This window comes from Thermomonospora echinospora (genome assembly GCF_900108175.1).
Lineage (GTDB): Bacteria > Actinomycetota > Actinomycetes > Streptosporangiales > Streptosporangiaceae > Thermomonospora > Thermomonospora echinospora.
The window spans coordinates 470,249-494,754 of sequence record NZ_FNVO01000001.1; the positions used below are offsets into that span (position 1 = coordinate 470,249).

Here is a 24,506-nt window from a genome sequence, read left to right on the forward strand (position 1 = left end):
CATGTCTTCGACGCGGGGCAGCACCGCGACGACCGGGCCCGCGGCGGGCCGCGTCCCACCGCGGGCGGGCCTGTTCGGGCGGCTGGCCGGCTGGTCGCAGCGGCGCCGTTGGGGCGCCCTGCTGCTGTGGGTGCTGCTGGTGGTCGCCATCACGGCCGGCGCGCAGGCGGCCGGCAGCGACTACCGCAACGACTTCTCGCTGCCCGGCACCGACTCCCAGGCCGCCGCCGACCTGCTGACCGAGCACGGGTCGCTGCAGGCGGGCGACAGCGTGCAGATCGTCGTGCACAGCCCCGGCGGGCTGGACGGCGTGCGCGGCCGCGTCGAGCCGATGCTGGAGCGGGTGCGCGGCCTGCCGGGCGTCGCCGACGTGCGCAGCCCGTACGCCGACGCCTCCGCCGTGTCCCGGGAACGCACCATCGGCTACGCCACCGTGACCCTCGACGGCAAGGCCGAGGAGGCGGCGGCCGAGGACGTCACCCGGATCATCGACACCGCCCAGGCCGCCGAGACCGACGGTCTGCGGGTCGAACTGGGCGGCGAGGCGATCCGGGCGGTCGCCGAGTCCGAGGGCGGATCGGCCGAGGGCGCCGGCATGCTCGCCGCGCTGGTGGTGCTGGTGCTGCTGTTCGGCTCGCTGGTGGCGGCGGCGCTGCCGCTGCTCACCGCCGTCTTCGCGGTGGGCGGCGCGGTCGGGCTGATCACGCTGGCCTCGCATGTGTTCACCGTCGCCGACTTCACTCCGCCGATCATGATGCTGGTGGGGCTGGGCGTCGGCGTGGACTACGCGCTGCTGATCTTCTACCGGTACCGGCACGAGCTGATCGCGGGCGCCGACCGGGGGAGCGCGGCCCAGATCGCGCTGGACGCCGCCGGCCGGACGGTGTTCTTCGCCGGCTGCACCGTGATCATCGCGCTGCTCGGGCTGGTGGCGCTGGGGCTGGGCGCCTTGCAGGGGGTGGCCCTGGCGGTGGCGCTCACCGTGCTGACGACCATGGCGGCGTCGCTGACCCTGCTGCCGGCGCTGCTGGCGGTCTTCGGCGGGCGCATCGAACGCCACGTCCGCAAGCGCGCCGCCAAGGCCGAATCCAAGGGCAAGGTCGAGGGCGCCCGCTGGCGGGCGATGGCCTCGGCGGTGCAGCGCCGCCCGCTGCCCGCCCTGCTCGTCGCCGTCGCCGCTCTGCTGGTGCTGTCGGCCCCGGCCCTGGATCTGCGGCTCGGGTTCGCCGACGCGGGCAACGACGACCCGTCCACCACCAGCCGCCAGGCCTACGACCTGCTGGCCGAGGGCTTCGGCCCCGGCTTCAGCGGGCCGCTGGTCGTGGTCGCCCAGGGCGGCCAGGACGCCGCCCAGCAGTTGCGGACCACCCTGACCGGCACCGACGGCATCGCGGCCGCGACCCCGCCGCTGCCGTCACGGGACCGGGAGGTGTTCACCGTCATCGCGTTCCCCGAGACCTCCCCGCAGGACGAGGGCACCACCGACCTGGTCCACACGCTGCGCGAGGACGTGCTGCCGCCGCTGGCCGACCGCACCGGCGGCACCTACCTGGTGGGCGGGCCGACCGCCGCCACCCAGGACTTCGCCGACACCGTGTCGGCGCGGATCCCGCTGTTCGTGGCGATCGTGGTGGGACTGTCGGCGCTGCTGCTGGCGGCGGTGTTCCGGTCGCTGCTGATCCCGGTCAAGGCGGCGCTGCTCAACCTGCTGTCCATCGCGGCGGCGCTCGGCGTGATCACCGCGGTGTTCCAGTACGGCTGGTTCGGGGTGCAGCCCGGCCCGATCGAGGCGTTCATCCCGGTGATGATCTTCGCGATCGTGTTCGGGCTGTCGATGGACTACGAGGTGTTCCTGGTCTCCCGGATCCACGAGGAGTGGGAGCGGACCGGCGACCACGGGCGGGCGGTCCGCGAGGGCGTGGCCGCCACCGGCCGGGTGATCACCGCGGCGGCGGCCATCATGATCGTGGTGTTCGCCGCGTTCATCCTCAGCCCCAGCCGGATGCTGCAGCAGTTCGGCCTGGGCCTGGCGGTGGCGATCGCGCTGGATGCGGTGGTGATCCGCTGCCTGATCGTGCCCGCCGTCATGCAGATGCTCGGCCGCCGCGCCTGGTGGCTCCCGGCGCCGCTGGCCCGCCTGCTGCCGAAGGTCGCCCTGGAACGCCCGTCCGGCCCCTGACCGGCCCCTGACCGGCCCCTGACCGGCCCCTGACCGGCCCCTGACCGGCACAGCGGTCCGGCCCCCGGCGGGCCGGACCGCTCAGTGGGACTGCGCGCGAAGATTCAGTGGGCCGGGCGGTCGAATGGGGCATCGGACGTTCCTCTTGCCGGGGCGCGAACACGAGGAGGGCCGCGATGGCGGGCGACGTGGTGCGGATCGAGGACCGGGACAGGGTGCGCACCCTGGTCTTCCAGCGGCCCGAGGCGGCCAACGCGTTCAACGAGGACCTCTACCTGGCGGTCGCGGGCGCCATGGCGGAGGCCGCGGACGACGACGGGATCGCGGTCGTGCTGCTGACCGGGACGGGCCGGACCTTCACGGCGGGCACCGACCTGAAGGAGATGGCCGAACTGGCCCGCGCCCATGCCGCGGGCGAGCCGGCCGGGCACGGCGGCAAGGGCTTCCAGACCCTGGTGGAGGTCCTGACCGACTTCCCCAAACCGCTCATGGCCGCCGTCAACGGAGCCGGTGTGGGGCTGGGTCTGACGATGCTCGCGCACTGCGATCTGGTCCTCATGGCCGAGGACGCCCGGCTGCTGGCCCCGTTCACCGCCATGGGCGTCGCGCCGGAGGCGGCCTCCAGCTATCTGCTGCCGCTGCGCATGGGGCACCAGCGGGCGGCCCTGGCGCTGCTGGCCGGTCACTGGATCACCGCGGACGAGGCCGTCGCGGCCGGGCTGGCGCTGCGGACCTGCCCGGCCGGGACCCTGCTGGAGACGGCGCACGGGCTGGCGCGGGAGATCGCCGCCAAGCCGCTGGCGTCGCTGGTGGCCACCAAGCGGCTGGTCACCGAGGCGCATCGCGACGGCGTGCGCCGCGCCATCGAACGCGAGGGCGCCGCCTTCGCCGAACTCCTGCGCGACACGTCGGCGGCCGGCACCCTGCTGTCCCGGCTGGACTGACCCGCCTGGACCGACCCGCACCGCTTGGACCGACCCGCGCCGGCTGGACTGACCCAGGCCGAGGCGGTACGCACGTTCCGCTCGGGCGGGTGATGGGGGCCGGGGGCCGCCGTTCCGTCAGTCGACCCAGTCGGTGCGGTCCGCGCGGCTGGGTTGGCGGCCCGTCCTGAACGGGCACAGCGGGGAGTCGGCGAGCAGGATCCGCTCCCGGCCGCGGATCAGGGGAGTGACCGCCTCCAGGATCCGCCGGCGGCCGGCGGCCTCGTCCCGTTCGACGTCGGCCCACGCCTCCCAGGTCGGGATGGCCCACAGCAGCAGGCATTCGGAGTCGTTGCGCATGGCCGTGGTCCAGGCGCCCACCAGCCGCCACCGGTGGCCGGGGCGATCCTTGGCGGCCTCCTCCACCGCCGCGTCCAGGAAGCGGCGGGCACCGCCCGGGCCGACCTCGATCAGCTCGTGCGCGTAGACCTCGCCGCGGATGCCCTCCCGGCAGACCTGCTCGATGGTGGGCGTGCCGGGGTGCGGCACGATGATCCGGTCGACACCGCCGGAGCGCAGGTCGGCGGCCGCCGCCCACCACTTCTCCAGCGCCGGGTCCTGGAGGGTGGCGTTGCCGAGCTCGTGGCGGAAGGAGGAGGCCAGCCCGGCGAAGCCGTTCTCCTCCCAGATGTTGACCACCTGGGGCCAGCGGCCGGTCGAGCCGACCACCCCCCACACGCCGTAGCACAGCTGGCCGCGCTGCTCCTGGCCGATGGGGCTCCAGTTGGCGGTCATGTGGTGCATGTACCGCGCCCGGTTCTGCTTGGTGATGTCGATGAACTCGTGGATGTAGACCTTGTCGTTCACACCGCCGCCTCGGGCCGATGGCAATACTTTATATAAAGTATAATATGAGGTGACGGTGCCGCCCCCCGGGTCACCCGCCCGGCCGCGCCCCGCGCGGACGGGCCGCCGCCCGCCGCGCCGCCTCCCGCTCGGCCCGGCGCCGCAGCGCGGTCCGGTCGATCTTGTACGTGGCGTTCACCGGCAGGTCGTCCACCCACACCATGATGTCGGGCGCCTTGTAGTCGGCGATCCGCCCGCGGCACCACGCCCTGATCTCCTCGGCCGAGGGGAGCGGGCCGTCGCCGGTCGGGACCGCGAAGGCGACGCCGACCTCGCCGATCACCGGGGCCGGGGCGCCGACGACCGTGGCGCGCCCGATCCTCGGATGGGCCAGCAGGACGGGCTCGACCTCGGAGGGATGGACGTTGTACCCGCCGCGGATGTACGCGTCGTCCGCCCGGCCCACGATCGTGAGGTTGCCGCCGCCGTCCAGTGACCCGACATCGCTGGTGGCGATCCATCCGTCCGGGGACATCGTCTCGGCGGTCAGTCCCGGCTCGCGCCAGTACCCGCGCATCGACCCCCGGGAACGCAGATGGACCAGGCCGGTCCGGCCCGGGCCCAGCGGCCGGCCGGCGTCGTCGCGCACCTGCGCCTCGACGTCCCCCAGCGGCCTGCCGACCGTCGAGGCCACCAACTCGGGCGGATCGTCCAGGCCGGTGCCGAAGCACAGCGGGACCTCGGTGGAGGCGTACCGCACCACCACCGGGCAGCCGAGCCGTTCCCGCATGGCGAGCACCAGGGGCGGCGGCACCCGCCCCGCGCCGGTGGACGCCAGGCGCAGGCTCGACAGGTCCGCCCCGGCCAGCTCGTCGAGGGCGATGAGCTTCTCCCACTGGGTGGGGACGCCCTGCCCGACCGTCACTCGTTCCCGCACCATCAGGTCCAGCATGCCGCGGGCGCTCCACTCGCGGGGGGTGAGGATGAGGGCCGACCGGTACAGCAGTTGGTCGTAGATACGGGTCATGAACGCCGCGTGCGCGAACGGCACCGGCATCAGCTTGCGGTCGCCCGGCGCGCTCAGCGGCCCCATGTTATGGGCCATGACCAGCAGCGACTCGTGGTCGAACCAGGCGCCCTTGGGCGTTCCGGTGGTGCCGGTGGTCCACACGATGACGGCCGGGTCGCCGGGGGCCGGCGTCACCGCCCCTTCCAGCGACCGGTGGCCCCGCAGCAGATCGGCCGGTGTTCGGACGGCGGTCGCGGGACCGGCCGCGATCCGGTCCGGCTCGTCGGTCACGATCATCGCGGGCTCGGTCCTGCCCAGGATGTGGGCGATCTCGGTGGCGCCGAGCCGGGGGTTGGCGGCGGTGACGATCGCGTTCAGCCGCATCGCCGCCAGGTGGCAGACGGCGAAGTCGGCCGACGACGGCAGCACCAGGCAGACCAGATCCCCGGCCCGCACGCCAAGCGCCGACAACGCGGCGGCGGCGATCCCCGAGCGCCGCCACCAGTCGCCGAACGTGAGCCGTACCGGGCCGTCGATGATGGCCTCGGCCTCGGACGCCTCACCGAGGACGGTCTCGAACAGGGAGCCGAGGGTGGGATTGCCTACGGTCACGTCGACTCCTTCACAGAAAGTGCGGGTCAGCCGGGTGGCTCGGAGGCGGCCGACCGCACCAGCCGGACGACCTCCCGCCAGTCGGCGCCGTGCCGGACGGCGACGCCGGCCAGGACGCCGGCGACCCGGTCGGCGAACGAAGGGCGGATCAGCGTGCCGGAGGCCAGCATCCGGCGTAGGTTCGGCAGCGCCGCGGGCTCGGAGCGGGCCAGCAGCCCGCGCATCTCCAGGTCCATCGGCTCACCGGCCCGGTCGGCGCGCACGGCGCGGATCTCGGAGATCGCCGCGCCCAGTGCGCACTCCGACAGCAGCTCGTAGATGGCGAAGGCGTCCCGCTCGGTGAAGCCCTGCCGCACGCACAGGCCGATGGCCGCGTCGATGTGCTCGGCCATCACCTCCGCCCCGAACGCGCCGTCGATGTACTGCTTGAGCAGCTCCGGGTCGGCGACGAAGGCACGCCGGATGTAGTCGGCCCACTGGTAGCACCACACCGCCCAGTGCTGGCCCTCGTCGTGCGGCAGCGTCATCCGCAGCGCGGACTGCTCGGCGGCCAGGCGCAGCAGCTCCTCCCGGCCTCCGACGTGGTGGTAGAGCCCGGCGACGCTCACCCCCAGCCGCTCGGCCACCGCACGCATGGTGAGCTCCTCCAGGGGCAGCTCCGCGGCGGCCCGCGCGATCGCCGCCCGGTCGATGCGCGCGGGGCGCCCGACCCGGCGGCCGGACCGGCCGGGAACGGCACGTGGCCTCGCGTTTCCGCCTTCGGTCACGTCATGCCCCCGTCCCGGCCGGTAGCTGTCAGCTGCGGTCGAGGATGCCATGGCCGGAGGGGATGGTGGGCACCTCGCCCCGGCCGAACCGGTCGGCGCGCTCGTGCAGCGTGCGCGCCGCGTCCTCGCGTTCGACGCTGATGCAGTAGGCGCCCTCCCGGATGCCGTCCAGCACCGTTGCGGCGAGCTCGTCCAGGGGCTGGACGGGCAGCTCCCGCCCCGCGGCCGCGGCGGCCTCGACGAGCTGGGCGACGGTGATCGACGGGGTGCTGCGCGGCCGTTCCCGGGCCAGGCCGGCCGGGCGGTTGCGCTCGGCGGTCCACAGCCCGGTGTCCAGCAGTCCGCCGGCCGGCAGGAACAGCGACACCCCGATCGGCGCGCCGCGGCCGGCGAGCTGGACGGCCAGGCACTCGGTCAGCGTCGAGACGGCCGCCTTGCTGGCCGCGTACACCGACGCCCCCGGCAGCGGGTTGACCGCCCCGTCGCCCGAGGAGGTGTTGACCACGTGCCCGGGCTGTCCTCCGGCCAGCATGCGCGGCAGGAACGCTTGGACGCCGTGCGCGACGCCGAACACGTTCACCGAGTGCACCCAGCGCCAGTCGTTGGGGGTGGTGTCCCACACGTCGGCGGAGGGGGCGCCCACCCCGGCGTTGTTGACCAGCACGTGCACCGCCCCGTGCCGGCGGTAGACCTCCTCGGCCAGGTGCTCGACGGAGTCCGGGTCCGTGACGTCGGTGACCACGCCGGTGACCGTGCCGCCGAGGTCGTGGACGGTCTCCTCCAGCCGTGCCTTCTCCACGTCCGCCAGGACGACGTGGGAGCCCGCCCGGACGAACGCCTCGCCGAGGGCCCGGCCGATGCCCGAGGCCCCGCCGGTGATCACCACGACCCGGCCGGCGAAGTCGGTGACGTGGCCGCTCATGAGGCGTCGGCCGGGCCGTGGACGTCCCGCACGGTCGGCCCCACCCGCTGGACGTGCGGGGCCAGCGCGTCCAGGTCGAAGCCGTAGACCTGGGCGGCGGTCAGCCCCAGGATGCGGCGGACGTCCCCCTGCGGCACGTTGCGGAACCGGTCGGCCAGCCACTGCCGGGTGTTGGGCCAGGAGCCCTCCGGATGCGGGTAGTCGCTGCCCCACATCAGGTTGCCCACGCCGATCTGCTCGCGCCGCTCGACCTCGATGTCGCCCATCACCGACGCCGCCAGCCAGACGTTGCGGTCGAAGTACTCGCTGGGCTTGATGCTCAGGCCGGAGCGGAATGCGGCCGGGCCGAACTTGCGGGTGGCGTGGTCGCCCTCCCACTTGGAGTCCATCCGGCTGATGATGTCGGGCACCCACCAGGCCCCGTTCTCGGCGATGACGTACTTGAGGGCGGGATGCCGTTCGAAGACGCCGCCCAGGATCAGCGCCCACAGCGGCCGGGCCGCCCACCAGTACGCCTCGGTGGTGTAGATCGCGATGAGGCCGGGGGTGATGCCGTAGTCGTCGGGGTCCGGGCCGACGCCGGAGTGGGTGTGCACGGGCAGGCCGGTGGCGGCGGCGGCCGACCACACCGGGTCGTAGACGGGATCGTTGTAGGACGGCAGGCGACCCCACTTGGTGGGGATCATGATGCCGCCGCGCAGCCCTTGGGCGGCCGTCCACTCGATCATCTGCACCGCGGCCGGGACGTCGTGCAGCGGCACGATCGCCACCCCGGCCCGGCGCTCGGGGCTGTCCTGGCAGAACTCCACCAGCCACCGGTTGTGCGCCCAGGCCCCGGCGAGGGTCAGCTCGGCGTCGTCGTCGCCGGTGGAGCCGAGCCCGGCGGTGAAGGGGGTCTTGGTGACGCCGCCGACCCCGGCGGAGTCGGCGTCGGGGAAGACCACCTCGGCGGCGACGCCGTCGTGGTCCATCTCCTTGTTGCGCACGGCCGGGTCCCAGGCGCCCCGCATCCCGCCGTGCTCGCCGATCTCCTTGTCCCACTCGGCCAGGAACCTCTGGTGGTCGTCGGTCTCGGCGAGCTGCCGCAGCGCCTCGGCCTCGGCGGCGGCCTCGTCGAAGGCCCGGCGGTACTTGGGGTCGACGTACTCGCGGTACTGCTCGGCGGGCAGCCCGGCGTGACTGTCGGTGGAGATGAGCGTGTACTTGCCGTCGTCCATGTGAACCATCCGGGGTGTCTAGTAACGGGCTGCTGCGAACGGCGCGAAGGCCTCGGGGTCGACGGGGCCCACCACCTCGGTGGTGTTGTCGCTGGCGCGCCGCACCCACTGGATCGAGACGATCTCCCGGACGGGCAGGTCCACCACCGGGCAGTCGGGCAGGTCGCGCAGCACCAGCTTGCCGTCGACGCGTTCCACCGACTCCGGCTTGCGCACCTGCTCCATCCGCACCAGTAGCGGCCCGGCGTCGAAGCCGCTCCCGCTGACGGCGGGCAGGAACTTGAACCAGAACTGGCGGGCCGGGTACGGCTCGGGGGTCGGCAGCTTCTCGACCACATGGCCGTCGATCTCCACGAACGTCACGCCGTGCCGGGTGATCCGGCCGGTCACCCGGTCGCCGTCGCGGGTCAGCTCCAGGTCGGCCAGCTTCTTGGGCTCGCCGAAGCGCTCGCGGCTGATGGCCACCGCGGCCTCCAGGTCGATCGGGATGAGCAGGGGGTACTCGCCCGGTCGTCCCTCGTGCTCGGCGTCGACGGCGAAGTAGCCGACCAGCTCCTTGTGGCGGTACTCGCCGAAGGTGAGGTCGATGTCGGTGATGCGGACGTGCACGCGGGGTGCGGCCGGGGGCGTCAGCGGCGGCGGCAGCACCTCGGCGAGCAGGTCCGGGTCGGTCAGGTAGACGACTTCGAGCGCGGGCAGCACGGGGACGGACTTGGTCGGCGAGTCCTGTGCCTGGGGCGGCTGGACCCAGCGGGTTCGGCTCACGACCGGCTCCTTCACGGGGGCGGGAACGGGGCTAGGCGTCTTCGGGGAAGGAGTAGAACTGGCGGGACCAGCGCCGGTGCTCGCTGATCTCGCGCTCCATCGGGCGCAGCACCGGCCTGGGACGGTAGACCTTGTTCTCCCAGATGGGGATGTCCTGGCTGATTCCGCCGCAGAACATGTCGGCGGCCCGCTCGGCGGCGTCCTCGCCCAGCGAGCGCGGCGAGGTGAAGATCCACCGGACGTGGACGTTGTCCTCGTCGATGGGGGTGGTGCTGGAGATGAACGTGGTCCAGCCCTTCAGCCGCAGCACGCCCAGGCCCAGGCCGTACCCCTCGCGCACGAAGTCCCCGCCGGCGCCGACGGCCCGCTTGTAGGCCCCGTCGATGTGGAACTCCTCCTCCGGGATGGCGTCGGTGCCGTGCACGTACTTGAAGTGCGCCCGGTCCACGTTGTTCTCGGCCATCTCCTGGCAGCAGGTGGCGATCTCGAACTCGCGGACGACGATCGGCGACCAGTCCGGGTCGTCGAACTCGGGTACCTGCGGGACCTCGTAGAAGGGCTCGCCGCCGGTCAGGTGGTGCCAGGCCCAAACCATGCCGTTGCGCTCCACCGTCGGGAAGGCGCGGATCTCGGCCCGACGGGGGATGTGCTCGTGCTCGTCGTAGGGCACGTCCACGCAGCGTCCGCTGGCGCCGTCGAAGCTCCAGCCGTGGAACGGGCAGCGGATGCAGCCCTCCTCCACCTGCCCGCCCACGGCCAGGTGCGCGCCGAGGTGCGGGCAGTGGGCGTCGAGCACGTACGGGGCGCCGTCCTGCCCGCGAAACAGCACCAGGTCGCGGCCGAAGTAGTAGAGCGGGAGCACATCGCCCGCCCGCAGTTCGCCGCTCCGGGCGACGATGAACCAGCCGTTGGGCACCGGGAACGGGAACCGCCCTTCGGGCCGCCGGATGACCCGGGTCCGGCGGGAGGGATCGAACAGCAGGCCGGGGTCGCTGGGCATGGGCAGCCCGGCGATGTTCCGCGGGCCCGTGGACGGCGCGATCTCGGGGGTGGTCATCGCGGCCTCCCTTACCGGATGAATTTTCGAAACTCGTTCAAAAATGACTCCGGGGGGCGGCGGTGTCAAGAGGCGGATGTGACGGCCGTCACCTCGATGCGGTCACCCGGCTGGGCACGGGAGGCGGTGCGGTGTCACCGGGGAGGCGAACCGGTCAGGGGGTGTCGCCCGGCTCGGGATCGAGCGGGCCGGACCCGGTGTCGGCGGGAAGCCCGCGCAGGGCCGCGGCGCCGAACATCGGCTCGAACATGGAGGAGTAGTCCGGGCCCCGGCGCAGATGGTGCCCGCCGTCGACGTTCAGCAGCTGCCCGGTGATCCAGGACGACTCCGGCCCGACCAGGAAGCGGGCCGCCTCGGCGATGTCCTCCGGCTCCCCGATCCGGGAGACCGGCATGCAGGCCAGGTAGTCCTCCAGGATCGGCCCGGTGTCGGCGATGCCGGCGACCAGCTCGGTGCGGACCAGGCCGGGACGGATGCCGTTGACCCGGATGCCGGCGCCGCCCAGTTCGTCGGCGGCCAACTGGACCAGATGGTCGACCGCGGCCTTGGACACGCCGTAGGCGCCGAACCAGCGGTGGGTGTTGGAGGCGGCGATGGAGGAGATCGCGACGATCGCGCCGCCGCCGAGGGACGCCATGATCCGGGCGGCGTGCCGGATCGTCAGCAGGGTCCCGGTGGCGTTGAGCTCCAGGGTGGCCCGCCAGGCGTCCAGGTCGAGCATGCCGAGGGGGCCGATCGAGGTCGAGCCGCCCGCGCTGGCGACCACCGCCCGCAGCGGCCCCCGCTCGGCCGCGGCCGCCACCGCCGCGGCGACCTGCTCGTCGTCGGTGACGTCGGCGACCGCGTAGGTCACCTCGCCGTCGATCCGGTCGACGGCCGCGCGCAGCCGCGCCTCAGTCCGGCCGCAGATGGTGACGGCCGCGCCGTCGGCGGCCAGCCGGGCCGCGCAGGCCAGCCCGATGCCGCTGCCGCCGCCGGTGACCAGGGCCGCCGTTCCCGCAAGAGTCTTCATGGACTGCCTTTCGCCGAGGTCAGCGGTCCACCGCGGTGGCGCCGCCGTCGACCGTCAGATGGGTGCCGGTGATGAACGAGGCCTCGTCGCTGAGCAGGAACCTGACCGCCCTGGCGACCTCCTCGGGGCGGCCGAGCCTGCCGAAGGGGGACTTGGCGGCGAATCCCGCCGCCATCTCCGGCGGGGCGGTGCCCTGCAGCATGGGCGTGTCGATGTAGCCCGGGCACACCGCGTTCACCCGGATGCCGTCGGTCGCCAGGTGGTGCGCCAGCGCCCGGGTGAGCCCGAGCAGACCGGCCTTGGACGCGCAGTAGGCGGGGATGAACATCTGGCCGAGGAACGCCTCGATGGAGGAGATGCCGACGACCGCCGAGCCGGCCTGGTCGCGCAGGTCCTCCAGCAGCACCTGGACGAGCAGGGCCTGGGCACGCAGGTTGACGTTCTGGACCGCGTCCCACCGGGCCTCGTCGAGGTCGCCGACCGCCGCCGGGCCCGGGATTCCGGCGGCGTGCACCAGCCCGCCGATGGTGCCCAGGGCGGCCCTGCTGCGTTCGACGGCCGCTGGGAAGGCCGCCGCGTCGGTCACGTCAACGGTGAGCGCCACGGCGGCCGCCCCGGTCTCGGCGCCGATGCGTTCCGCCAGTGCGGTGGCGTCGGCCAGGTCCCACAGGGCCACCGGCCGGCCGGCCTCGGCCAGGGCGCGGGCGCACGCCGCGCCGATGCCCGACGCCCCGCCGGTGACGATCACGCCCGTGGCGGGGGAGAGCGCGCGCACGGTCATGGCACCTCCGAATAATTGATACTTGATGGAAGTTGTGATCAGATTAACCCGCTCCCCGGCCCGCCGACAGGGCCGGAGCCGGCGGACGGGAGGCCCCGTGCAGCAGTTGACCGGCAGGGCGGCGGCGGTGACCGGCGCCGGCGGCGGCATCGGACGGGCACTGGCGCTCCGGCTGGCCGCCGAGGGCATGCGGCTGGCGCTGGCCGACATCGACGCCGACGCCCTGGCGGAGACCGGGGCGCTGGTGGCCGGGACCGGCGCCGAGGTGGTCACCCGGGTCACCGACGTCGGCGACGAGGAGTCGGTCGCCGCGTTCGCGGACCTGGCCTTCGCCGAGCTCGGCGCGGTGCACCTGCTGTGCAACAACGCCGGCGTCTACATGGGCGGCCGGGTGTGGACGCGTCCCGCCGCCGACTTCGAGTGGACGCTGCGGGTCAACCTGTGGGGGATCCTGCACGGCGTGCGCGCCTTCGTGCCCCGGATGATCGAGCAGGACACCGAGGGGCACATCGTCAACACCTGCTCGGTGGCCGGGCTGTTCGTCGGCCCCGGCGCCGCCCCCTACACCGTCTCCAAGTGGGCGGCCTTCGCCGCCACCCTCACCCTGGCCCAGGAGCTGGCTCTGGAGGGCGCCAAGCTGGGCGTGTCCGCCCTGTGCCCGGGCGGCGTCACCACCCGCATCCACCAGTCCGAACGTGTCCGGCCCGCCGCGCTGGCCACCGAGCCCGGCGAGGACTCCGCCTTCATGAACGAGATGATCGCCGCCACCGTCGCGAACGGCATCCCGCCGCGGGAGGTCGCCGATCGGGTCGTGGACGCCGTCCGCGCCGGCCGGTTCCTGGTACTCACCCATCCGGCGTACGAGCCGGGCCTGGCCGAGCAGGCCGAGGCCCTGGCGGCGGGACGGCTGCCCCGCATGCCCGACTTCGAATGGACGCGATGACCATGCCCGACGACCGCACACCGCCCCCCGGCCGCCCGAAGGGGCTGGACTCCCCACTGGTGCCCAAGATCCTCAAGGTCGCCTCCCGGCTGAACGTGGCCGTCTACCGCGCCACCGGCGGCCGCATCGGCGGCACGTGGCGCGTCGGCAGCGCCTTCCCCAGAGGCGTCCCGGTGTGCCTGATCACCACCACCGGCCGCAAGAGCGGGCTGCCGCGCACCCTCCCGCTGCTGTTCATGCCCGACGGCGACCGGGTGATCCTGGTCGCCTCCCAGGGCGGGCTGCCCAGGCACCCGCTGTGGTACCTCAACCTGACCGCCGACCCCGAGGTGAGGGTGCAGGTCAAGCGCGATGTCCGCCGGATGCGCGCCCGCACGGCCGACGAGACCGAACGCGCCGGCCTGTGGCCCCGCCTGGTCGCCATGTACGCCGACTTCGACCGGTACCAGTCCTGGACCGACCGCCGGATCCCGGTCGTCATCTGCGAACCGGTTTCCTGAGCCGAGCCTGCGCCCACGGCTCCACCTGCTCAGGGGCGGGCATCCCGCCCGCCACCCCGGACGCCCGAAGCCGAGCGTCGGCGGAGCGAGCACTCGCAGGGCGGTACGTCCTGCCGCCCCGGCCGTACCGCACTAGCGCAGGCGCCAGTCGATGCGGCGGCCGGAGGCGAAGGTACGCTGGCCCTCGGCCATGCTCTCCGCGCTGGAGCCGAGCAGGGTCAGCGGCTTGCCCACGTCGAGGGCCTGCCGTATCCCCAGCTCCTGGGCGTACCAGACGGCCCGCACGGTGGTCTGCACGGCCAAGGGCGGGTGGCCGGCGATGACGGTGGCCGCGCGCTGGGCGGCCGCGCGCAGTTCCGAGGCGGGGACGACCTCCTGCACCAGGCCGATCTCGTGGGCCCGCCGGGCGCTCATCCGTTCGTGGGAGCCCATCAGCGACATCCGCATGACCTCGCCGAGCGGCATGCGCTGCAGCATCAGCATCGGCTCGAACACCGCCGCCAGGCCGTAGGTGTTGTGCGGGTCGAAGAAGGTCGCGTGCTCGGCGGCGATGATGAACTCCACCTCGCCGAGCAGGTAGAACGCCCCGCCGCAGGCCATGCCGTTGACCGCGGCGATCACCGGCTTCCACAGGTCGCCGGCCGTCTTGGGCGGCAGCAGGTCGCCCGGGTCGTTCAGGTGCAGCGGGGTGGCGCCGCGCTGCCCGATGTCGTCGGGGCCGGCGGCCTTCGGCTGGTTCAGGTCGGTGGAGGCACGGTCCAGCCCGGTGCAGAACGCCTTGTCCCCGGCGCCGGTGAGGACCACCACCCGGACATCGTCGTTGTCGCGCAGTTCCCGCCAGCAGTCGTGGACCTCCCGCATCATCTGCAGATCGAAGGCGTTGTGGACCTCCGGGCGGTTCAGCGTCACCCAGGCGACGCCGTCGCACTCCACATAGTCCAGGGTCTGGTAACGGGACATGCATCCTCCACGGGACAGGGCGGGCGGCCACGGTGGAGTGCCGGCGCGGCAAGGTCGCCCGGTCGGCGCTCCACGGTCCATTCCCAGGTGAGCGGGGTCAGATGAGGTCCAGGGTGCCGAGCTCGCGGATCGCCGCGCAGGACCGGGTCGTCATGGTCAGGAACATCGTGTCGCCGCGCTCGGTCCGCGTGCCGTAGACACAGCCGAGCACGGTGATCAGCGGCCCTTGGACCGCGGCGAACCGATAGTCCTCCAGGCACTCGCCGAGGTCGTAGTCGTCCACCCCGTAGCGGGTCAGGGCGGTGTGGTAGGTCTCGACCAGGGTGCGCTCGTGCACCGGGCGGTCCTCGGGCCGCAGGCCGGTGGCCAGAAAGAAGGCCAGGTCACGCAGCGGATGGCCGATGCTGAGCGTCTGCCAGTCGACCGCCGTCACCCCCTCCTCCGGTGGGGCCGCGAACAGCAGGTTGTCCAGCCGGTAGTCCCCGTGCACGAGGCCGAACCGCTCCGGGCGGCCCACCACCCAGGCGGCGACCCGGTCGGCGACCTGCCGCAGCGTCCGCACGTCCGCGGCGGGCAGCCGGTCGGCGAAGCGTTCGACGAAGGTGTCCACCGCCGGGCCGAAGACCTCGCCGAGGGTGGTGGCGTCCTCCTCGCCGACCGCGCTCAGCCACGGCAGGTCCAGCAGGGTCGGGTCGCACCAGCGCGGACCGTGCAGGCCCGCCAGGTTGGCCACGGCGCCGGCCGCCTGCCCGGGCGTGCACCCGGCGATCTGATCACCCTGGACGGCGGGCGACAGGTCCTCCAGCAGCAGGACGAAGGTGGTGTGATCGTCGGCCAGCGCGCTGTAGTGACAGCGGGGCGTCCGTGCCGCCACGGTCGCCGCCAAGTCCCGGTAGAACGACACCTCGGCGCGGTAGGCGGGGCCGAGGAAGGCCCGCGCGGCGGGATCCTCGGCGGCCAGTTTGGCCACCAGCCGCCGGGGCACTCCCTGGCCGCCTTCCAGCGTGAGCCGGTAGCACGCGCCGATCTGCCCGGAGCCGACCCGTTCCCAGCTCACCGCCGTCACCTCGGCGCCCAGGGCGGCGCTCAGCCACTCGGGGGTGAGGCCGGAGGGGTCCTCGACCACGTGCGCGTTCATCGCCGCCCCGGATTGAGGTCGGACCTGTCCGGCATCCCGTCCGGGCGGATCTTGCGGTACGCCTCGACCACCGGCTCGACCTCGGCCGGGGTGACGCCGTGCAGGACGACCCCGTCGGCGCCCGCCGTGAACTGATCGGCCACCCGCCGCGCGCAGCGCTCGGGGGAGCCGGTCGCCGCCGCCTCCAGCCACTGCGGCGGCAGCAGCCCGGCCACGTGCTCCAACTGCGCGGTCGTGGCGATCACGTCGAAGGCGCCGGGGAACCCGCCGACCAGCTCGTCGGCCCGGAACCGGGCCAGCGCCGCCGGATCCCAGCCGTTGACCCGCACCAGCAGGTCGCCGTACCCCTGCAGGTAGGTCGCCAGCCGGCCGACGAGCTTGCGCAGCCGCCGCTCCTCGTCCAGGTGGTCGCCGACGGTGGCCAGCACCGACCAGACGCGGACGGCGGCGGGGTCGCGGCCGGCCCGCTCGGCGCCCCGCCGCACCGCCGCCACCGACCGGGCCAGCGTCTCGTCGGTGAAGAAGGTGTGGAGCACCACCCCGTCGGCCACCGATCCGGCGAACTCCAGCGTCCGCTCGCCCATCGCGGTGAGCAGGATCGGGATGTCCTCCGCGAACGAGGAGTCCTGGTGCAGGTAGGGAAAGCGGCCCGCCGGCCCCTGGTGGTCGACGACCGCCTCGCCCCGCCACAGCCGCCGCATGATGCCGATGAAGTCCGCCAGCTGGGCTTGGGTGATGCGGGGCAGCCCCATCACGTCGAACAGCATGTCGAAGCCGCGGCCCAGGCCGAGCGCGAAGCGCCCGCCGGTCAGCCGGTGCATGGTCGTGGCGTACGTGGCGGTCAGCAGCGGGTGCCGGGTGTTGTGGTTGGTGGCGGCCGTGGCGATGCCGATGCGCTCGCTCACCGCCCCGGCCGCTCCCGACAGGGTCGCGGCCTCCTTGGTGGTGAACCGCTCGGACAGGAACACCGCGCCCAGCCCGAGCCGCTCGCCGTCGCGCACCTGGTCCAGCAGGTCGCGCGGGGAGCCCGAGTGGCCCGCCAGCCCGTAGAAGCCGAGTTCCGGCAGGTCGCTCATCCGGCCGCCAGCCGCGGCGACGGGGTGAAGCGGACCTTGAACGTCTCATAGCCGGAGACGAAGTTGGCCGGCCGGTGGGCGGGCTCCTCGTCCTCGACCGGCTCGATGTCGGGCAGCCGCTTGAGCAACTGCTCGAACATCACCCTCAGCTCCAGCCGGGCCAGGCTGTTGCCCAGGCAGAAGTGCGGGCCGTTGCCGAAGGCGATGTGGTCGTTGGGGGTGCGCTCGACGTCGAACCGGAACGGGTCGGTGAAGACCTCCTCGTCCCGGTTGGCCGACGGGTACAGCAGGAGAACCTTGTCCCCGGCCTTGATCTGCTGTCCGCGCAGCTCGAAGTCGCGGGTGGCGGTGCGGTTCATGTTCTTGATGGGGGAGACCCAGCGCAGCATCTCCTCCACCGCCGTGGGGATCCGGCCCGGGTCCTCGATCAGTTTCCGCCGCTGGTCGGGGTGGACGCACAACTGGTACATGCCGCCGGAGACGACGTGCCGGGTGGTCTCGTCCCCGCCGATCAGGATCAGCAGCGACTCCTGCACCAGCGAGTCGTGGTCCAGCCGGTCGCCGTCCACCTCGGCGTGCACGAGGATGCTGAGCAGGTCGTCGCGGGGGTGGTCACGGCGTGCGGCGACCGCCCGTCCGGCGTACTCGGTGAAGCCGTTGAACGCCTCGCCCGCCTTGACGAGCAGGTCGGGGTTGTCCCCTCCGGTCAGCCCCCGGACCATGTCGTCGGACCAGGTCAGCAGCAGGTGCCGGTCCTCGGGGGCGAAGCCGAGGGCGTCCCCGATCACGATCAGCGGCAGCGGCGCGGCGATGTCGGCGACGAAGTCGCACTCGCCGCGCTCGCAGACCCCGTCGATGATCTCGTCGCAGATCCGGCGCAGGTAGTCCTCCTGGGCGGCCACCCGGCGCGGGGTGAAGCCGGCGCTGACCAGCTTGCGCCGCATCTTATGCGCCGGGTCGTCCATGTCGATCATCATCGGCATGGGCATGGCGTCGGCCCGGATGCCGTGCGCGTTGGAGAACACCTCCGGCGTCCGGGAGACCAGCTTGAGGTCGGCGTGCTTGGAGATCCCCCACACCCCGCCGAGCTCGTCGCGGTAGACGGGGGCGTGCTCGCGCATCCAGCGCAGCTCCTCGTGGGGGTTGCGGCCCCAGAACTCGCCGCTGATCAGGTTGATGGCGTCGTTGACAGAGTGGTCGGGCATCGCCGGTGGTTCCTTCCCGGGCAGAGGTGGTGGAGGTCGGCGCTCACACGGCCGCGGACCGCTCGATGAGCAGGGGGAGGCTGGACAGTCCGCGGACGTTGCCGGAGTACTGGCGCTGCACGCCGGTCTCGTCGATGCCGAAGTCGGGGAACCGCTTGAGCAGCTCCTCGAACGCCACCCGGGTCTCCAGCCGGGCCAGGGACGCGCCCAGGCACAGGTGGCGGCCGAAGCCGAAGCTGACGTGCCGGTCGATGTCGCGGTGGATGTCGAACAGCTCGGGGTCGGGGTACTTGCGCTCGTCGTGCACGGCCGAGCCGGTGATGAGGATGACCCGTTGGTCGGCCGGGATGGTGACGCCGTGCAGCTCCACCTCGCGCAGCGTCCAGCGGCCCTGGTAGTGCGAGGGCGGGTCCCAGCGCAGCATCTCCTCGATGGCGTTCGGGATCAGCGAGGGGTCGGCCACCAGCTCCCGCCGCTGGTCGGGATACCAGGTCAGGGCGATGACCCCGTTGGGGATGAGCTTGGCCACCGTCTCATGCCCGGCGAAGGCCAGCTCCAGGAACCGGGAGGCCAGCTCGCCGTCGCCCAGCGAGCGCGGCGTCCCGTCCTCGTCCTCCACCTGCGTGTTCATCAGCAGAGTGATCACGTCGTCGCCGGGGTTGCGGCGCCGGTCCCTGACCAGCTCGGCCAGGATGCCCCACAGCTCGGCGCTGGCCTCGTAGACGTCCTGGGGGGTGCCGCCGTCCTCGGTGCGCGCCGCGATCCGGTCGCTCAGCTCGTGGATCGGCTCGCGCTGGGCGACCGGGATGCCGATCAGCTCGCTGATGACGTCCAGCGGCAGCCGGAAGGAGAAGTCCTGCACCAGGTCGAACCGGTCGGCGTCGCGGACCCGGTCCAGCAGCTCGGCGGCGGTGCGGCGGATGAACGGCTCCAGTTGAGCGATCCGGCGGGGGGTGAACATCCGCGCCACGATCTTGCGGTGCAGGGTGTGCTCGGGCGGGTCCTTGACGATGAGGAACGGGGCGCCCTGGTCGACGCCCTCGATGGTGACCCCGTGCGCGCTGGAGAAGACGTCGGTGTCCAGGTGGGCGGCGATGACGTCCTGGTAGCGCGACAGCGCCCAGAACCCGACCTCCGCGTTGTGGTAGACCGGCGCCTCGTCGCGCAGCCGCTGGTAGGTGGGGAAGGGGTTGTGCACCGTCTCCCGGGAGAACGGGTTGTACTCAACCATGAACGGCTCCTTGCTCGGGGGTGGCGGCGTCCGCCGGGGGAGCGGAGTCGGCGGACGGCAGTCCGAGGGCGTCGTCGAAGGTGCCCACGACCGGGGACGGCGACCGGAGGGTGAGGTGGTCCAGGCCGATGCCGGGATGGCCGGCGGACGCGGCGATCACCCCGGCGAGCACCTCGGCCACCTCACCGGGGGCCATGAAGTCCCGCTGGGCCAGGCCCCGTGCGCTCCAGTCGTCCAGCACCCGCTCCAGCAGCCGGGGCTCGAAGTCGTTGCCGAAGTCCGTGGGGAACGTGGCGCCGACCCGCACCGTGGTGAAGCGGACGCCGGGCCGCTCGGTGCGCCAGCCCTCGACCAGGCGTTCCAGCGCGGCCTTGCTCGTGGCGTACGCGCCCAGGCCGGTGCGCGGCTGGCCGATGCTCTCCGAGGACAGCACCATCACCATGCCGCCCGGGGCCAGCACCGGCAGGCAGGCCCGCAGCAGCCGGTGGACGCCCACGACGTTGGTCTCCAGCACCCGTACCCAGTCCTCGCCGGTGGTGTCGGCGAGCATCCGCAGGGGAGCGATCCCGATGCAGCAGACCAGGACGTCGATCTCGCCGAGCCGTTCCCCGGCCTGCGCGGCGAGCCGGTCGCAGTCCTGTGGCCGGCACAGGTCGGCGACCACCGGGTCCCCGCCGCCGGCCTCCCGGCAGGCCTGTTCCAGCCGGTCCCGCCGGCGCGCGGCCAGCAGCACCCGGGCGCCGTCGCGGACGGCGTGGACGGCCAGCGCCCGGCCGATGCCCGCGGAGGCCCCCGCGACGAGGACGCGTCTGTCTTTCAGGGACCTGTTGTCCATGGGGTGGTACCGGGCCTTTCCGGGATGGGGGCGGGCGGCGCCGGGGTCAGACGCCCTCGGCGATGGCCTTGATCTCCAGGTACTCCTCGAACCCGGCCAGGCCGCTCTCCCGGCCGACGCCGCTCTGCCGGTAGCCGCCGAAGGGAACGTCGGCGCCGTAGTACAGGCCGCCGTTGACCGAGATCGTCCCGGTGCGGATCCGGTGGGCGGCTGACCGGGCACGTTCGGCCGAGGCGCTGATCACCATGCCGGACAGCCCATAGCGGGAGTTGTTGGCGATCCGGACGGCGTCGTCGTCACCGTCGTGCGCCAGCACGCAGATGACCGGCCCGAAGATCTCCTCCTGCGCGACGGTGGCGTTCTCGTCGACGTCCGCCAGCACGGTCGGCTCGACGTAGTAGCCGGTGGGCAGGTGCTCGGGCACGCCGCCGCCGAGCGCGACGCGGGCGCCCTCGGCCACCCCCGTGCCGATGTAGCCCAGCACCCGCCGGCGCTGCCGTTCGCTGATGAGCGGTCCCATCAGGTTCCCGGGGTCGGCGGGGTCGCCGTAGGGCCAGCCGCGCAGCGTCTCCACCAGCATCTCCACGCCCTCGTCGTAGCGGGAGCGGGGCAGCACCAGCCGGGTGAGGATGGCGCATCCCTGGCCGGCGTGCGTGGTGATCTGGAAGGCGGCGTTGCCGACCACCGCCTTCATATCGGCGTCGTCGAGCGCCACCAGCGCCGACTTGCCGCCCAGTTCGAGGAAGACCTTCTTGAGGTTGCCCGCCCCCGTGGCCATCACCGTGCGGCCGGTGGCGGTGGACCCGGTGAAGGAGATCATGTCCACCCGGCCGTCCTCGGCGAGCTGGTGTCCCAGCTCGTGCCGGGAGGAGGTGACCACGTTGAGCACCCCGGGCGGCAGGTCGGTCTCCTCGGCGGCCAGGCGGCCAAGGAGCGTGGCCGTCCAGGGGGTGTCGGGCGCGGGCTTGAGCACGACGGTGTTGCCCGCCGCCAGGGCCGGGGCGATCTTGGCGAGGTTGATCTGCATGGGGAAGTTCCACGGCGTGATCGCGCCCACCACCCCGATCGGCTCGCGTCGCAGATACCGGTGCGAGCGGATGCCGTACGGCTCGGCGACGCCCAGGTCGCTCACCCAGGAGTAGCCCTCGGCCAGGTCGGCGACCCAGCCGATCCCCTCGACCGGGGTGTCGAGCTGGGCACCGCGGGTCAGCGCCACCGGCGAGCCGACCTCGGCGACGATCGTGGCGCGCAGCTCCTCGGCGTGCGCGGTCAGCGCCTGCTGGAGCTGGCGCAGGCAGCGGACCCGGAACTGCGGGTCGTCCGCCCAGCCGGTCTCGTCGAAGGCCCGGCGGGCGGCGGAGATCGCCGCGTCCATGTCGGCGGCGGTGCCGTCGGCGGTGACGCCGAGCTCCTCCTCGGTCGCCGGATCGATGTTGCCGAAGACGCCTCCGTCGGAGGCGGTCACCAGCCGTCCCCCGACCAGCATCCGCTCCTCGCGTGCGACGTCCGGCATGAGGCCCTCCCGCCCGGCACGGCAGCACCGCCCCGGTTTGAAAACTTGATGATATATATTATCGCCAAAATCCGGGTCCGCAATGGACAGCACCGCCGGGCACCCCGGCCACGGCAATCGAGGAGACGTCATGCGCTTCGCGGACAAGGTCGCCATCGTCACCGGCGCGGGTCAGGGCATCGGCGAGGCGTACGCCAAGGGCCTGGCCGCCGAGGGCGCCCGGGTCGTCGTCGCCGACCTCAACAGCGGGCAGGCCGAACGGGTCGCCAAGGAGATCGCCGCCGCCGGCGGCGCCGCCCACGCCGTGGTGACCGACGTGTCCGACCCCGACAGCGCCCGGGCCATGGCCGACGCCGCGACGGAGGCGTTCGGCGGCATCGACTACCTGGTCAACAACGCCGCGATCTACGGCGGCATGCAGATCGAGTCCCTGATGAAGGTGGACCTCGGCTACTACCGGCGGTTCATGTCGGTCAACATGGACGGGGTGCTGCACTGCACCCGCGCCGTACACCGGGCGATGCGCGAGCGCGGCGGCGGCGCGATCGTCAACCAGTCCTCCACCGCGGCGTGGATGGCAGGCGGCTTCTATTCGATCGCCAAGGCGGCGGTCAACAGCCTCACCGTCAACCTGGCCGCCGAACTCGGCTGGATGAACATCCGGGTCAACGCCATCGCCCCCGGCCCGACCGACACCGCGGCGACCCGGGGCGTGGTGCCCGAGGAGTTCATCGACCCGATGGTGCAGAACCTGATGATCAAGCGCATGGGCACCCCCGATGACCACGTGGGCGCCCTGAAATTCCTGCTGTCGGACGAGGCGAGCTGGATGACCGGCCAAATCGTCGCCGTCGACGGGGGCCAGATCGTACGCATCTGAGCCCCCCGGCCCCGAGGAGCGGGTGACCCGTCCCGGCCTCCGGGACGGGTCACCCGCTTTTCGGTCACCCGCTCTCCGGCCGCCCGGCCTGGTGTCATCCGCGGGGGACCTCCCGCCACGGCCTGCCCTCCCAGGGGTCGGGCTCCTTGGGCAGGCCGAGGACCCGTTCCGCCAGGATGTTCTTGTTGACCTCGCTGGTGCCGCCCTCGATGGTGTTGGCGCGGCTGCGCAGCATGCCGCGCACCTCCGCGGGCATCGACCCGGCGTAGTCGCCGGGGTCGCCGGGGTCGCCCGCCCAGGCGGTGGCCGACGGTCCCAGCATCCGCGCGGCCAGTGCCTGGATGCGCTGGTTGAGCTCCGAGCCGTGCACCTTGCCGATGGAGCTCTCCGGGCCGGGCGGCAGGCCCGCCTTCAGCCCGGCCCGCACCCGGGCGTTGGTCCAGGCCCTGATCTGCTCTTCGCACCACAGCCGCACCAGCTCGTGCCGGGTCCGCGCGTCGTCCCACCCGTACGGCAGGCCCTGCGCCGAGCGTTCGCGGGCCAGCCGGACCAGCCGCCGGGTGCCCGAACCGCCGATGCGGTCCACGCCGCCGGAGCCGGAGCCGGAGACCATCTGCCGCTCGCCGCTCAGCGTGGCGCGGGCGACCCGCCAGCCGTCGCCGACCTCGCCCACCCGCTGGGCGTCGGGGACGACGGCGCCGTCGAGGAACACCTCGTTGAAGTCGACCTCACCGCCGAGGTGCCGCAGCGGCCGGACCTCGACGCCCGGCTGGTGCATGTCGATGAGGAAGTAGGTGATGCCCCTGCGCTTGGGGACGTCGGGGTCGGTGCGGGCCAGCAGCACCCCGAAGTCGGCCAGGTGCGCCCAGGTCGTCCACACCTTCTGGCCGGTGATCCGCCACAGGTCGCCGTCGCGTTCGGCCCGCGTCGCCAGCGAGGCCAGGTCGCTGCCCGCCCCGGGCTCGCTGAACAGCTGGCACCAGACCTCCTCGTTGGAGACGATCCTGGGCAGGAAGCGCAGCCGCTGCTCAGCGGTGCCGTGCTCGAACAGCGCAGGCGCGGCCAGGTTCAGGCCCAGCGGGTTCAGCCTCGGCAGGTGGTAGGGGGCCAGGACGCGCTCGGCGGCCCGGGCCAGCGCCCGCGGCCAGCCGAGCCCGCCGTACTCGACCGGCCACTGCGGCACGACCAGGCCGCTGCGGGCGAACGCCGGGTACCAGGCGCGGTACTCATCGGGGGTACGGGCCGCCCGTACGGCGCTGGGACCTCCGCGTTCGCCGGCCTCCCGCCAGTTCGCCGGCAGCGCGACGGCGAGCCACTCCCGGACGGCCTGCACCGCCTCGTCCTCGGTGCGGCATTCGGCCAGTGGCGTGCTCACCGGGCGGCTCCTCTCGCTTCGGTTCCTCTTGCTTCGGTCAGCCCCTTCTCCAGGGCGCCCCATAGGGCCCGCTTGGTGGCGGCGACGGCGGCGGGGTCGTTGGCCGCGATCAGTTCGCCGAGCCGCTGGGCGGCCGGGTGCAGTTCCTCGGGCTCGACGACCTGGCTCACCCAGCCGAGCCGGCGGGCCTCCTCGGCGGTGACCCGCTCGTGCGCGCCGGTCAGCGCCATCCTGGCCACCGGGCCGAAGGCGGCCCGGCGGGCCAGCCCGATCGTCTCGAAGGCGCTCACCTGCCCGACGCTGACGTGCGGGTCCAGGAAGACGGCCCGGCTGGAGGCGATGACGATGTCGGAGTCGGCCACGAAGTGCAGGCCGCCGCCGGCGCACACCCCGTTGACGGCGGTGATGATCGGCTTGGTCACGCCCAGGTGCCAGCCGGTCAGCCGCAGGTCGGCCCGTCTGGTACGGCGCGACATCTCCCGCAGTGCCCCCGGATCGCGGCTGAGCTGGACCATGTCCAGGCCGGTCTGGAAGGCGCGGCCGGCCCCGGTGACGACGATCGCCCGCACCCGGGGGTCGGCGTCCAGCTCCGCCCAGGCGTCCGGCAGCGCCGCCATCATCGACGCGTCCATCGCGTTGCCCACCTCGGGCCGGTCGAACGTCAGCCGGCCCACCGGGCCGTGCCGCTCCACCCGCAGCGTCGAGCCGGTCATCGTCTCGTGCCTCCTCGCCCGTCCGCCGCCTTGCCGACCGGAACAGC

The 24,506-nt window shown here is 73.2% G+C and carries 23 protein-coding genes; 5 read left to right on the forward strand and 18 right to left on the reverse strand.

Annotated elements, in window-relative coordinates:
* Position 1 precedes the first annotated feature (1 nt).
* Positions 2–2,179: an MMPL family transporter gene (locus C4U03_RS02160; protein WP_103936280.1), complete on the forward strand. Its 2,178-nt coding sequence runs from the start codon at positions 2–4 to the stop codon at positions 2,177–2,179.
* A gap of 176 nt (positions 2,180–2,355) precedes the next feature.
* Positions 2,356–3,123 (forward strand): enoyl-CoA hydratase/isomerase family protein, encoded by a 768-nt coding sequence (locus C4U03_RS02165; RefSeq protein WP_103935876.1) that lies wholly within the window; start codon positions 2,356–2,358, stop codon positions 3,121–3,123.
* A gap of 117 nt (positions 3,124–3,240) precedes the next feature.
* Here the strand turns inward: C4U03_RS02165 and C4U03_RS02170 are convergent, their stop codons facing one another.
* The 9 genes from C4U03_RS02170 to C4U03_RS02210 all read right to left on the reverse strand — a co-directional run bounded on the left by C4U03_RS02170 (position 3,241) and on the right by C4U03_RS02210 (position 12,090).
* On the reverse strand, positions 3,241–3,969 hold the full coding sequence (locus tag C4U03_RS02170; RefSeq protein ID WP_103935877.1) for an NIPSNAP family containing protein: 729 nt from the start codon (positions 3,967–3,969) through the stop codon (positions 3,241–3,243).
* A 70-nt stretch (positions 3,970–4,039) separates the two neighbouring features.
* Positions 4,040–5,569, reverse strand: coding sequence for a class I adenylate-forming enzyme family protein (locus C4U03_RS02175; RefSeq protein WP_103935878.1), 1,530 nt, complete (start codon positions 5,567–5,569; stop codon positions 4,040–4,042).
* A 26-nt stretch (positions 5,570–5,595) separates the two neighbouring features.
* A complete protein-coding gene (locus C4U03_RS02180) occupies positions 5,596–6,336 on the reverse strand; it encodes a TetR/AcrR family transcriptional regulator (RefSeq protein ID WP_200826973.1) in 741 nt (246 codons plus the stop codon).
* A 28-nt stretch (positions 6,337–6,364) separates the two neighbouring features.
* Complete coding sequence (locus C4U03_RS02185) at positions 6,365–7,258, reverse strand: SDR family NAD(P)-dependent oxidoreductase (RefSeq protein WP_103935880.1); 894 nt, start codon at positions 7,256–7,258, stop codon at positions 6,365–6,367.
* The gene (locus C4U03_RS02190; protein WP_200826974.1) at positions 7,255–8,484 is read right to left on the reverse strand and encodes an amidohydrolase family protein; all 1,230 of its coding nucleotides are present in this window, start codon (positions 8,482–8,484) and stop codon (positions 7,255–7,257) included. The genes C4U03_RS02185 and C4U03_RS02190 overlap by 4 nt, the downstream gene beginning before the upstream one ends.
* A 9-nt stretch (positions 8,485–8,493) precedes the next feature.
* Positions 8,494–9,240, reverse strand: a complete 747-nt coding sequence (locus C4U03_RS02195; protein WP_103935882.1) for an acetoacetate decarboxylase family protein — start codon at positions 9,238–9,240, stop codon at positions 8,494–8,496.
* A gap of 31 nt (positions 9,241–9,271) precedes the next feature.
* On the reverse strand, positions 9,272–10,297 hold the full coding sequence (locus tag C4U03_RS02200; protein ID WP_103935883.1) for a Rieske 2Fe-2S domain-containing protein: 1,026 nt from the start codon (positions 10,295–10,297) through the stop codon (positions 9,272–9,274).
* 154 nt (positions 10,298–10,451) lie between these two features.
* Positions 10,452–11,309 (reverse strand): SDR family oxidoreductase, encoded by an 858-nt coding sequence (locus tag C4U03_RS02205; protein ID WP_103935884.1) that lies wholly within the window; start codon positions 11,307–11,309, stop codon positions 10,452–10,454.
* Positions 11,310–11,328: 19 nt separating this feature from the next.
* Entirely contained in the window at positions 11,329–12,090 is a 762-nt protein-coding gene (locus C4U03_RS02210; RefSeq protein ID WP_103935885.1) for an SDR family NAD(P)-dependent oxidoreductase, read from the reverse strand.
* 97 nt (positions 12,091–12,187) lie between these two features.
* Here C4U03_RS02210 and C4U03_RS02215 point away from each other — a divergent pair, with 97 nt between their 5' ends.
* Together C4U03_RS02215 and C4U03_RS02220 are read left to right on the forward strand one after the other, a co-directional pair.
* Positions 12,188–13,033 carry an SDR family NAD(P)-dependent oxidoreductase gene (locus C4U03_RS02215; RefSeq protein ID WP_160146888.1) on the forward strand — a complete coding sequence of 282 codons (846 nt, stop codon included), beginning with the start codon at positions 12,188–12,190 and terminating at the stop codon, positions 13,031–13,033.
* Positions 13,030–13,533: a nitroreductase family deazaflavin-dependent oxidoreductase gene (locus tag C4U03_RS02220; RefSeq protein WP_327372312.1), complete on the forward strand. Its 504-nt coding sequence runs from the start codon at positions 13,030–13,032 to the stop codon at positions 13,531–13,533. The genes C4U03_RS02215 and C4U03_RS02220 overlap by 4 nt, the downstream gene beginning before the upstream one ends.
* A gap of 132 nt (positions 13,534–13,665) precedes the next feature.
* Here C4U03_RS02220 and C4U03_RS02225 read toward each other — a convergent pair whose 3' ends face one another.
* From C4U03_RS02225 to C4U03_RS02255, 7 genes are all read right to left on the reverse strand, one after another.
* Positions 13,666–14,493 (reverse strand): enoyl-CoA hydratase/isomerase family protein, encoded by an 828-nt coding sequence (locus C4U03_RS02225; protein WP_103935888.1) that lies wholly within the window; start codon positions 14,491–14,493, stop codon positions 13,666–13,668.
* Positions 14,494–14,590: 97 nt separating this feature from the next.
* Positions 14,591–15,631, reverse strand: coding sequence for a phosphotransferase family protein (locus tag C4U03_RS02230; protein WP_103935889.1), 1,041 nt, complete (start codon positions 15,629–15,631; stop codon positions 14,591–14,593).
* Positions 15,628–16,707, reverse strand: coding sequence for a TIGR03857 family LLM class F420-dependent oxidoreductase (locus C4U03_RS02235; protein ID WP_103935890.1), 1,080 nt, complete (start codon positions 16,705–16,707; stop codon positions 15,628–15,630). The genes C4U03_RS02230 and C4U03_RS02235 overlap by 4 nt, the downstream gene beginning before the upstream one ends.
* On the reverse strand, positions 16,704–17,912 hold the full coding sequence (locus tag C4U03_RS02240; RefSeq protein ID WP_103935891.1) for a cytochrome P450: 1,209 nt from the start codon (positions 17,910–17,912) through the stop codon (positions 16,704–16,706). The genes C4U03_RS02235 and C4U03_RS02240 overlap by 4 nt, the downstream gene beginning before the upstream one ends.
* Positions 17,913–17,955: 43 nt before the next feature.
* Positions 17,956–19,143 (reverse strand): cytochrome P450, encoded by a 1,188-nt coding sequence (locus C4U03_RS02245; RefSeq protein ID WP_103935892.1) that lies wholly within the window; start codon positions 19,141–19,143, stop codon positions 17,956–17,958.
* Positions 19,136–19,978, reverse strand: coding sequence for an SDR family oxidoreductase (locus C4U03_RS02250; protein WP_103935893.1), 843 nt, complete (start codon positions 19,976–19,978; stop codon positions 19,136–19,138). The genes C4U03_RS02245 and C4U03_RS02250 overlap by 8 nt, the downstream gene beginning before the upstream one ends.
* A 46-nt stretch (positions 19,979–20,024) precedes the next feature.
* Positions 20,025–21,491 (reverse strand): aldehyde dehydrogenase, encoded by a 1,467-nt coding sequence (locus C4U03_RS02255; RefSeq protein WP_103935894.1) that lies wholly within the window; start codon positions 21,489–21,491, stop codon positions 20,025–20,027.
* Between the two features lie 130 nt (positions 21,492–21,621).
* Between C4U03_RS02255 and C4U03_RS02260 the strand changes: the two genes are divergently transcribed.
* Positions 21,622–22,371, forward strand: a complete 750-nt coding sequence (locus tag C4U03_RS02260) for an SDR family oxidoreductase (RefSeq protein ID WP_103935895.1) — start codon at positions 21,622–21,624, stop codon at positions 22,369–22,371.
* Positions 22,372–22,465: 94 nt separating this feature from the next.
* Here the strand turns inward: C4U03_RS02260 and C4U03_RS02265 are convergent, their stop codons facing one another.
* Together C4U03_RS02265 and C4U03_RS02270 are read right to left on the reverse strand one after the other, a co-directional pair.
* Positions 22,466–23,746 carry an acyl-CoA dehydrogenase family protein gene (locus tag C4U03_RS02265; protein ID WP_200826975.1) on the reverse strand — a complete coding sequence of 427 codons (1,281 nt, stop codon included), beginning with the start codon at positions 23,744–23,746 and terminating at the stop codon, positions 22,466–22,468.
* A complete protein-coding gene (locus C4U03_RS02270) occupies positions 23,743–24,459 on the reverse strand; it encodes an enoyl-CoA hydratase/isomerase family protein (protein ID WP_103935897.1) in 717 nt (238 codons plus the stop codon). Before C4U03_RS02270 ends, C4U03_RS02265 begins: the two co-directional genes overlap by 4 nt.
* Positions 24,460–24,506: the final 47 nt, after the last annotated feature.

What these genes read in the sequence shown, in the direction of transcription:
- C4U03_RS02160 (WP_103936280.1), top strand. Translation starts at nt 2, where the DNA reads ATGTCTTCGACGCGGGGCAGCACCGCGACGACCGGGCCCGCGGCGGGC.
- C4U03_RS02165 (WP_103935876.1), top strand. Translation starts at nt 2,356, where the DNA reads ATGGCGGGCGACGTGGTGCGGATCGAGGACCGGGACAGGGTGCGCACC.
- C4U03_RS02185 (WP_103935880.1), bottom strand. Translation starts at nt 7,258, where the DNA reads ATGAGCGGCCACGTCACCGACTTCGCCGGCCGGGTCGTGGTGATCACC.
- C4U03_RS02190 (WP_200826974.1), bottom strand. Translation starts at nt 8,484, where the DNA reads ATGGTTCACATGGACGACGGCAAGTACACGCTCATCTCCACCGACAGT.
- C4U03_RS02200 (WP_103935883.1), bottom strand. Translation starts at nt 10,297, where the DNA reads ATGACCACCCCCGAGATCGCGCCGTCCACGGGCCCGCGGAACATCGCC.
- C4U03_RS02205 (WP_103935884.1), bottom strand. Translation starts at nt 11,309, where the DNA reads ATGAAGACTCTTGCGGGAACGGCGGCCCTGGTCACCGGCGGCGGCAGC.
- C4U03_RS02210 (WP_103935885.1), bottom strand. Translation starts at nt 12,090, where the DNA reads ATGACCGTGCGCGCGCTCTCCCCCGCCACGGGCGTGATCGTCACCGGC.
- C4U03_RS02220 (WP_327372312.1), top strand. Translation starts at nt 13,030, where the DNA reads ATGACCATGCCCGACGACCGCACACCGCCCCCCGGCCGCCCGAAGGGG.
- C4U03_RS02225 (WP_103935888.1), bottom strand. Translation starts at nt 14,493, where the DNA reads ATGTCCCGTTACCAGACCCTGGACTATGTGGAGTGCGACGGCGTCGCC.
- C4U03_RS02230 (WP_103935889.1), bottom strand. Translation starts at nt 15,631, where the DNA reads ATGAACGCGCACGTGGTCGAGGACCCCTCCGGCCTCACCCCCGAGTGG.
- C4U03_RS02235 (WP_103935890.1), bottom strand. Translation starts at nt 16,707, where the DNA reads ATGAGCGACCTGCCGGAACTCGGCTTCTACGGGCTGGCGGGCCACTCG.
- C4U03_RS02240 (WP_103935891.1), bottom strand. Translation starts at nt 17,912, where the DNA reads ATGCCCGACCACTCTGTCAACGACGCCATCAACCTGATCAGCGGCGAG.
- C4U03_RS02245 (WP_103935892.1), bottom strand. Translation starts at nt 19,143, where the DNA reads ATGGTTGAGTACAACCCGTTCTCCCGGGAGACGGTGCACAACCCCTTC.
- C4U03_RS02250 (WP_103935893.1), bottom strand. Translation starts at nt 19,978, where the DNA reads ATGGACAACAGGTCCCTGAAAGACAGACGCGTCCTCGTCGCGGGGGCC.
- C4U03_RS02255 (WP_103935894.1), bottom strand. Translation starts at nt 21,491, where the DNA reads ATGCCGGACGTCGCACGCGAGGAGCGGATGCTGGTCGGGGGACGGCTG.
- C4U03_RS02260 (WP_103935895.1), top strand. Translation starts at nt 21,622, where the DNA reads ATGCGCTTCGCGGACAAGGTCGCCATCGTCACCGGCGCGGGTCAGGGC.
- C4U03_RS02270 (WP_103935897.1), bottom strand. Translation starts at nt 24,459, where the DNA reads ATGACCGGCTCGACGCTGCGGGTGGAGCGGCACGGCCCGGTGGGCCGG.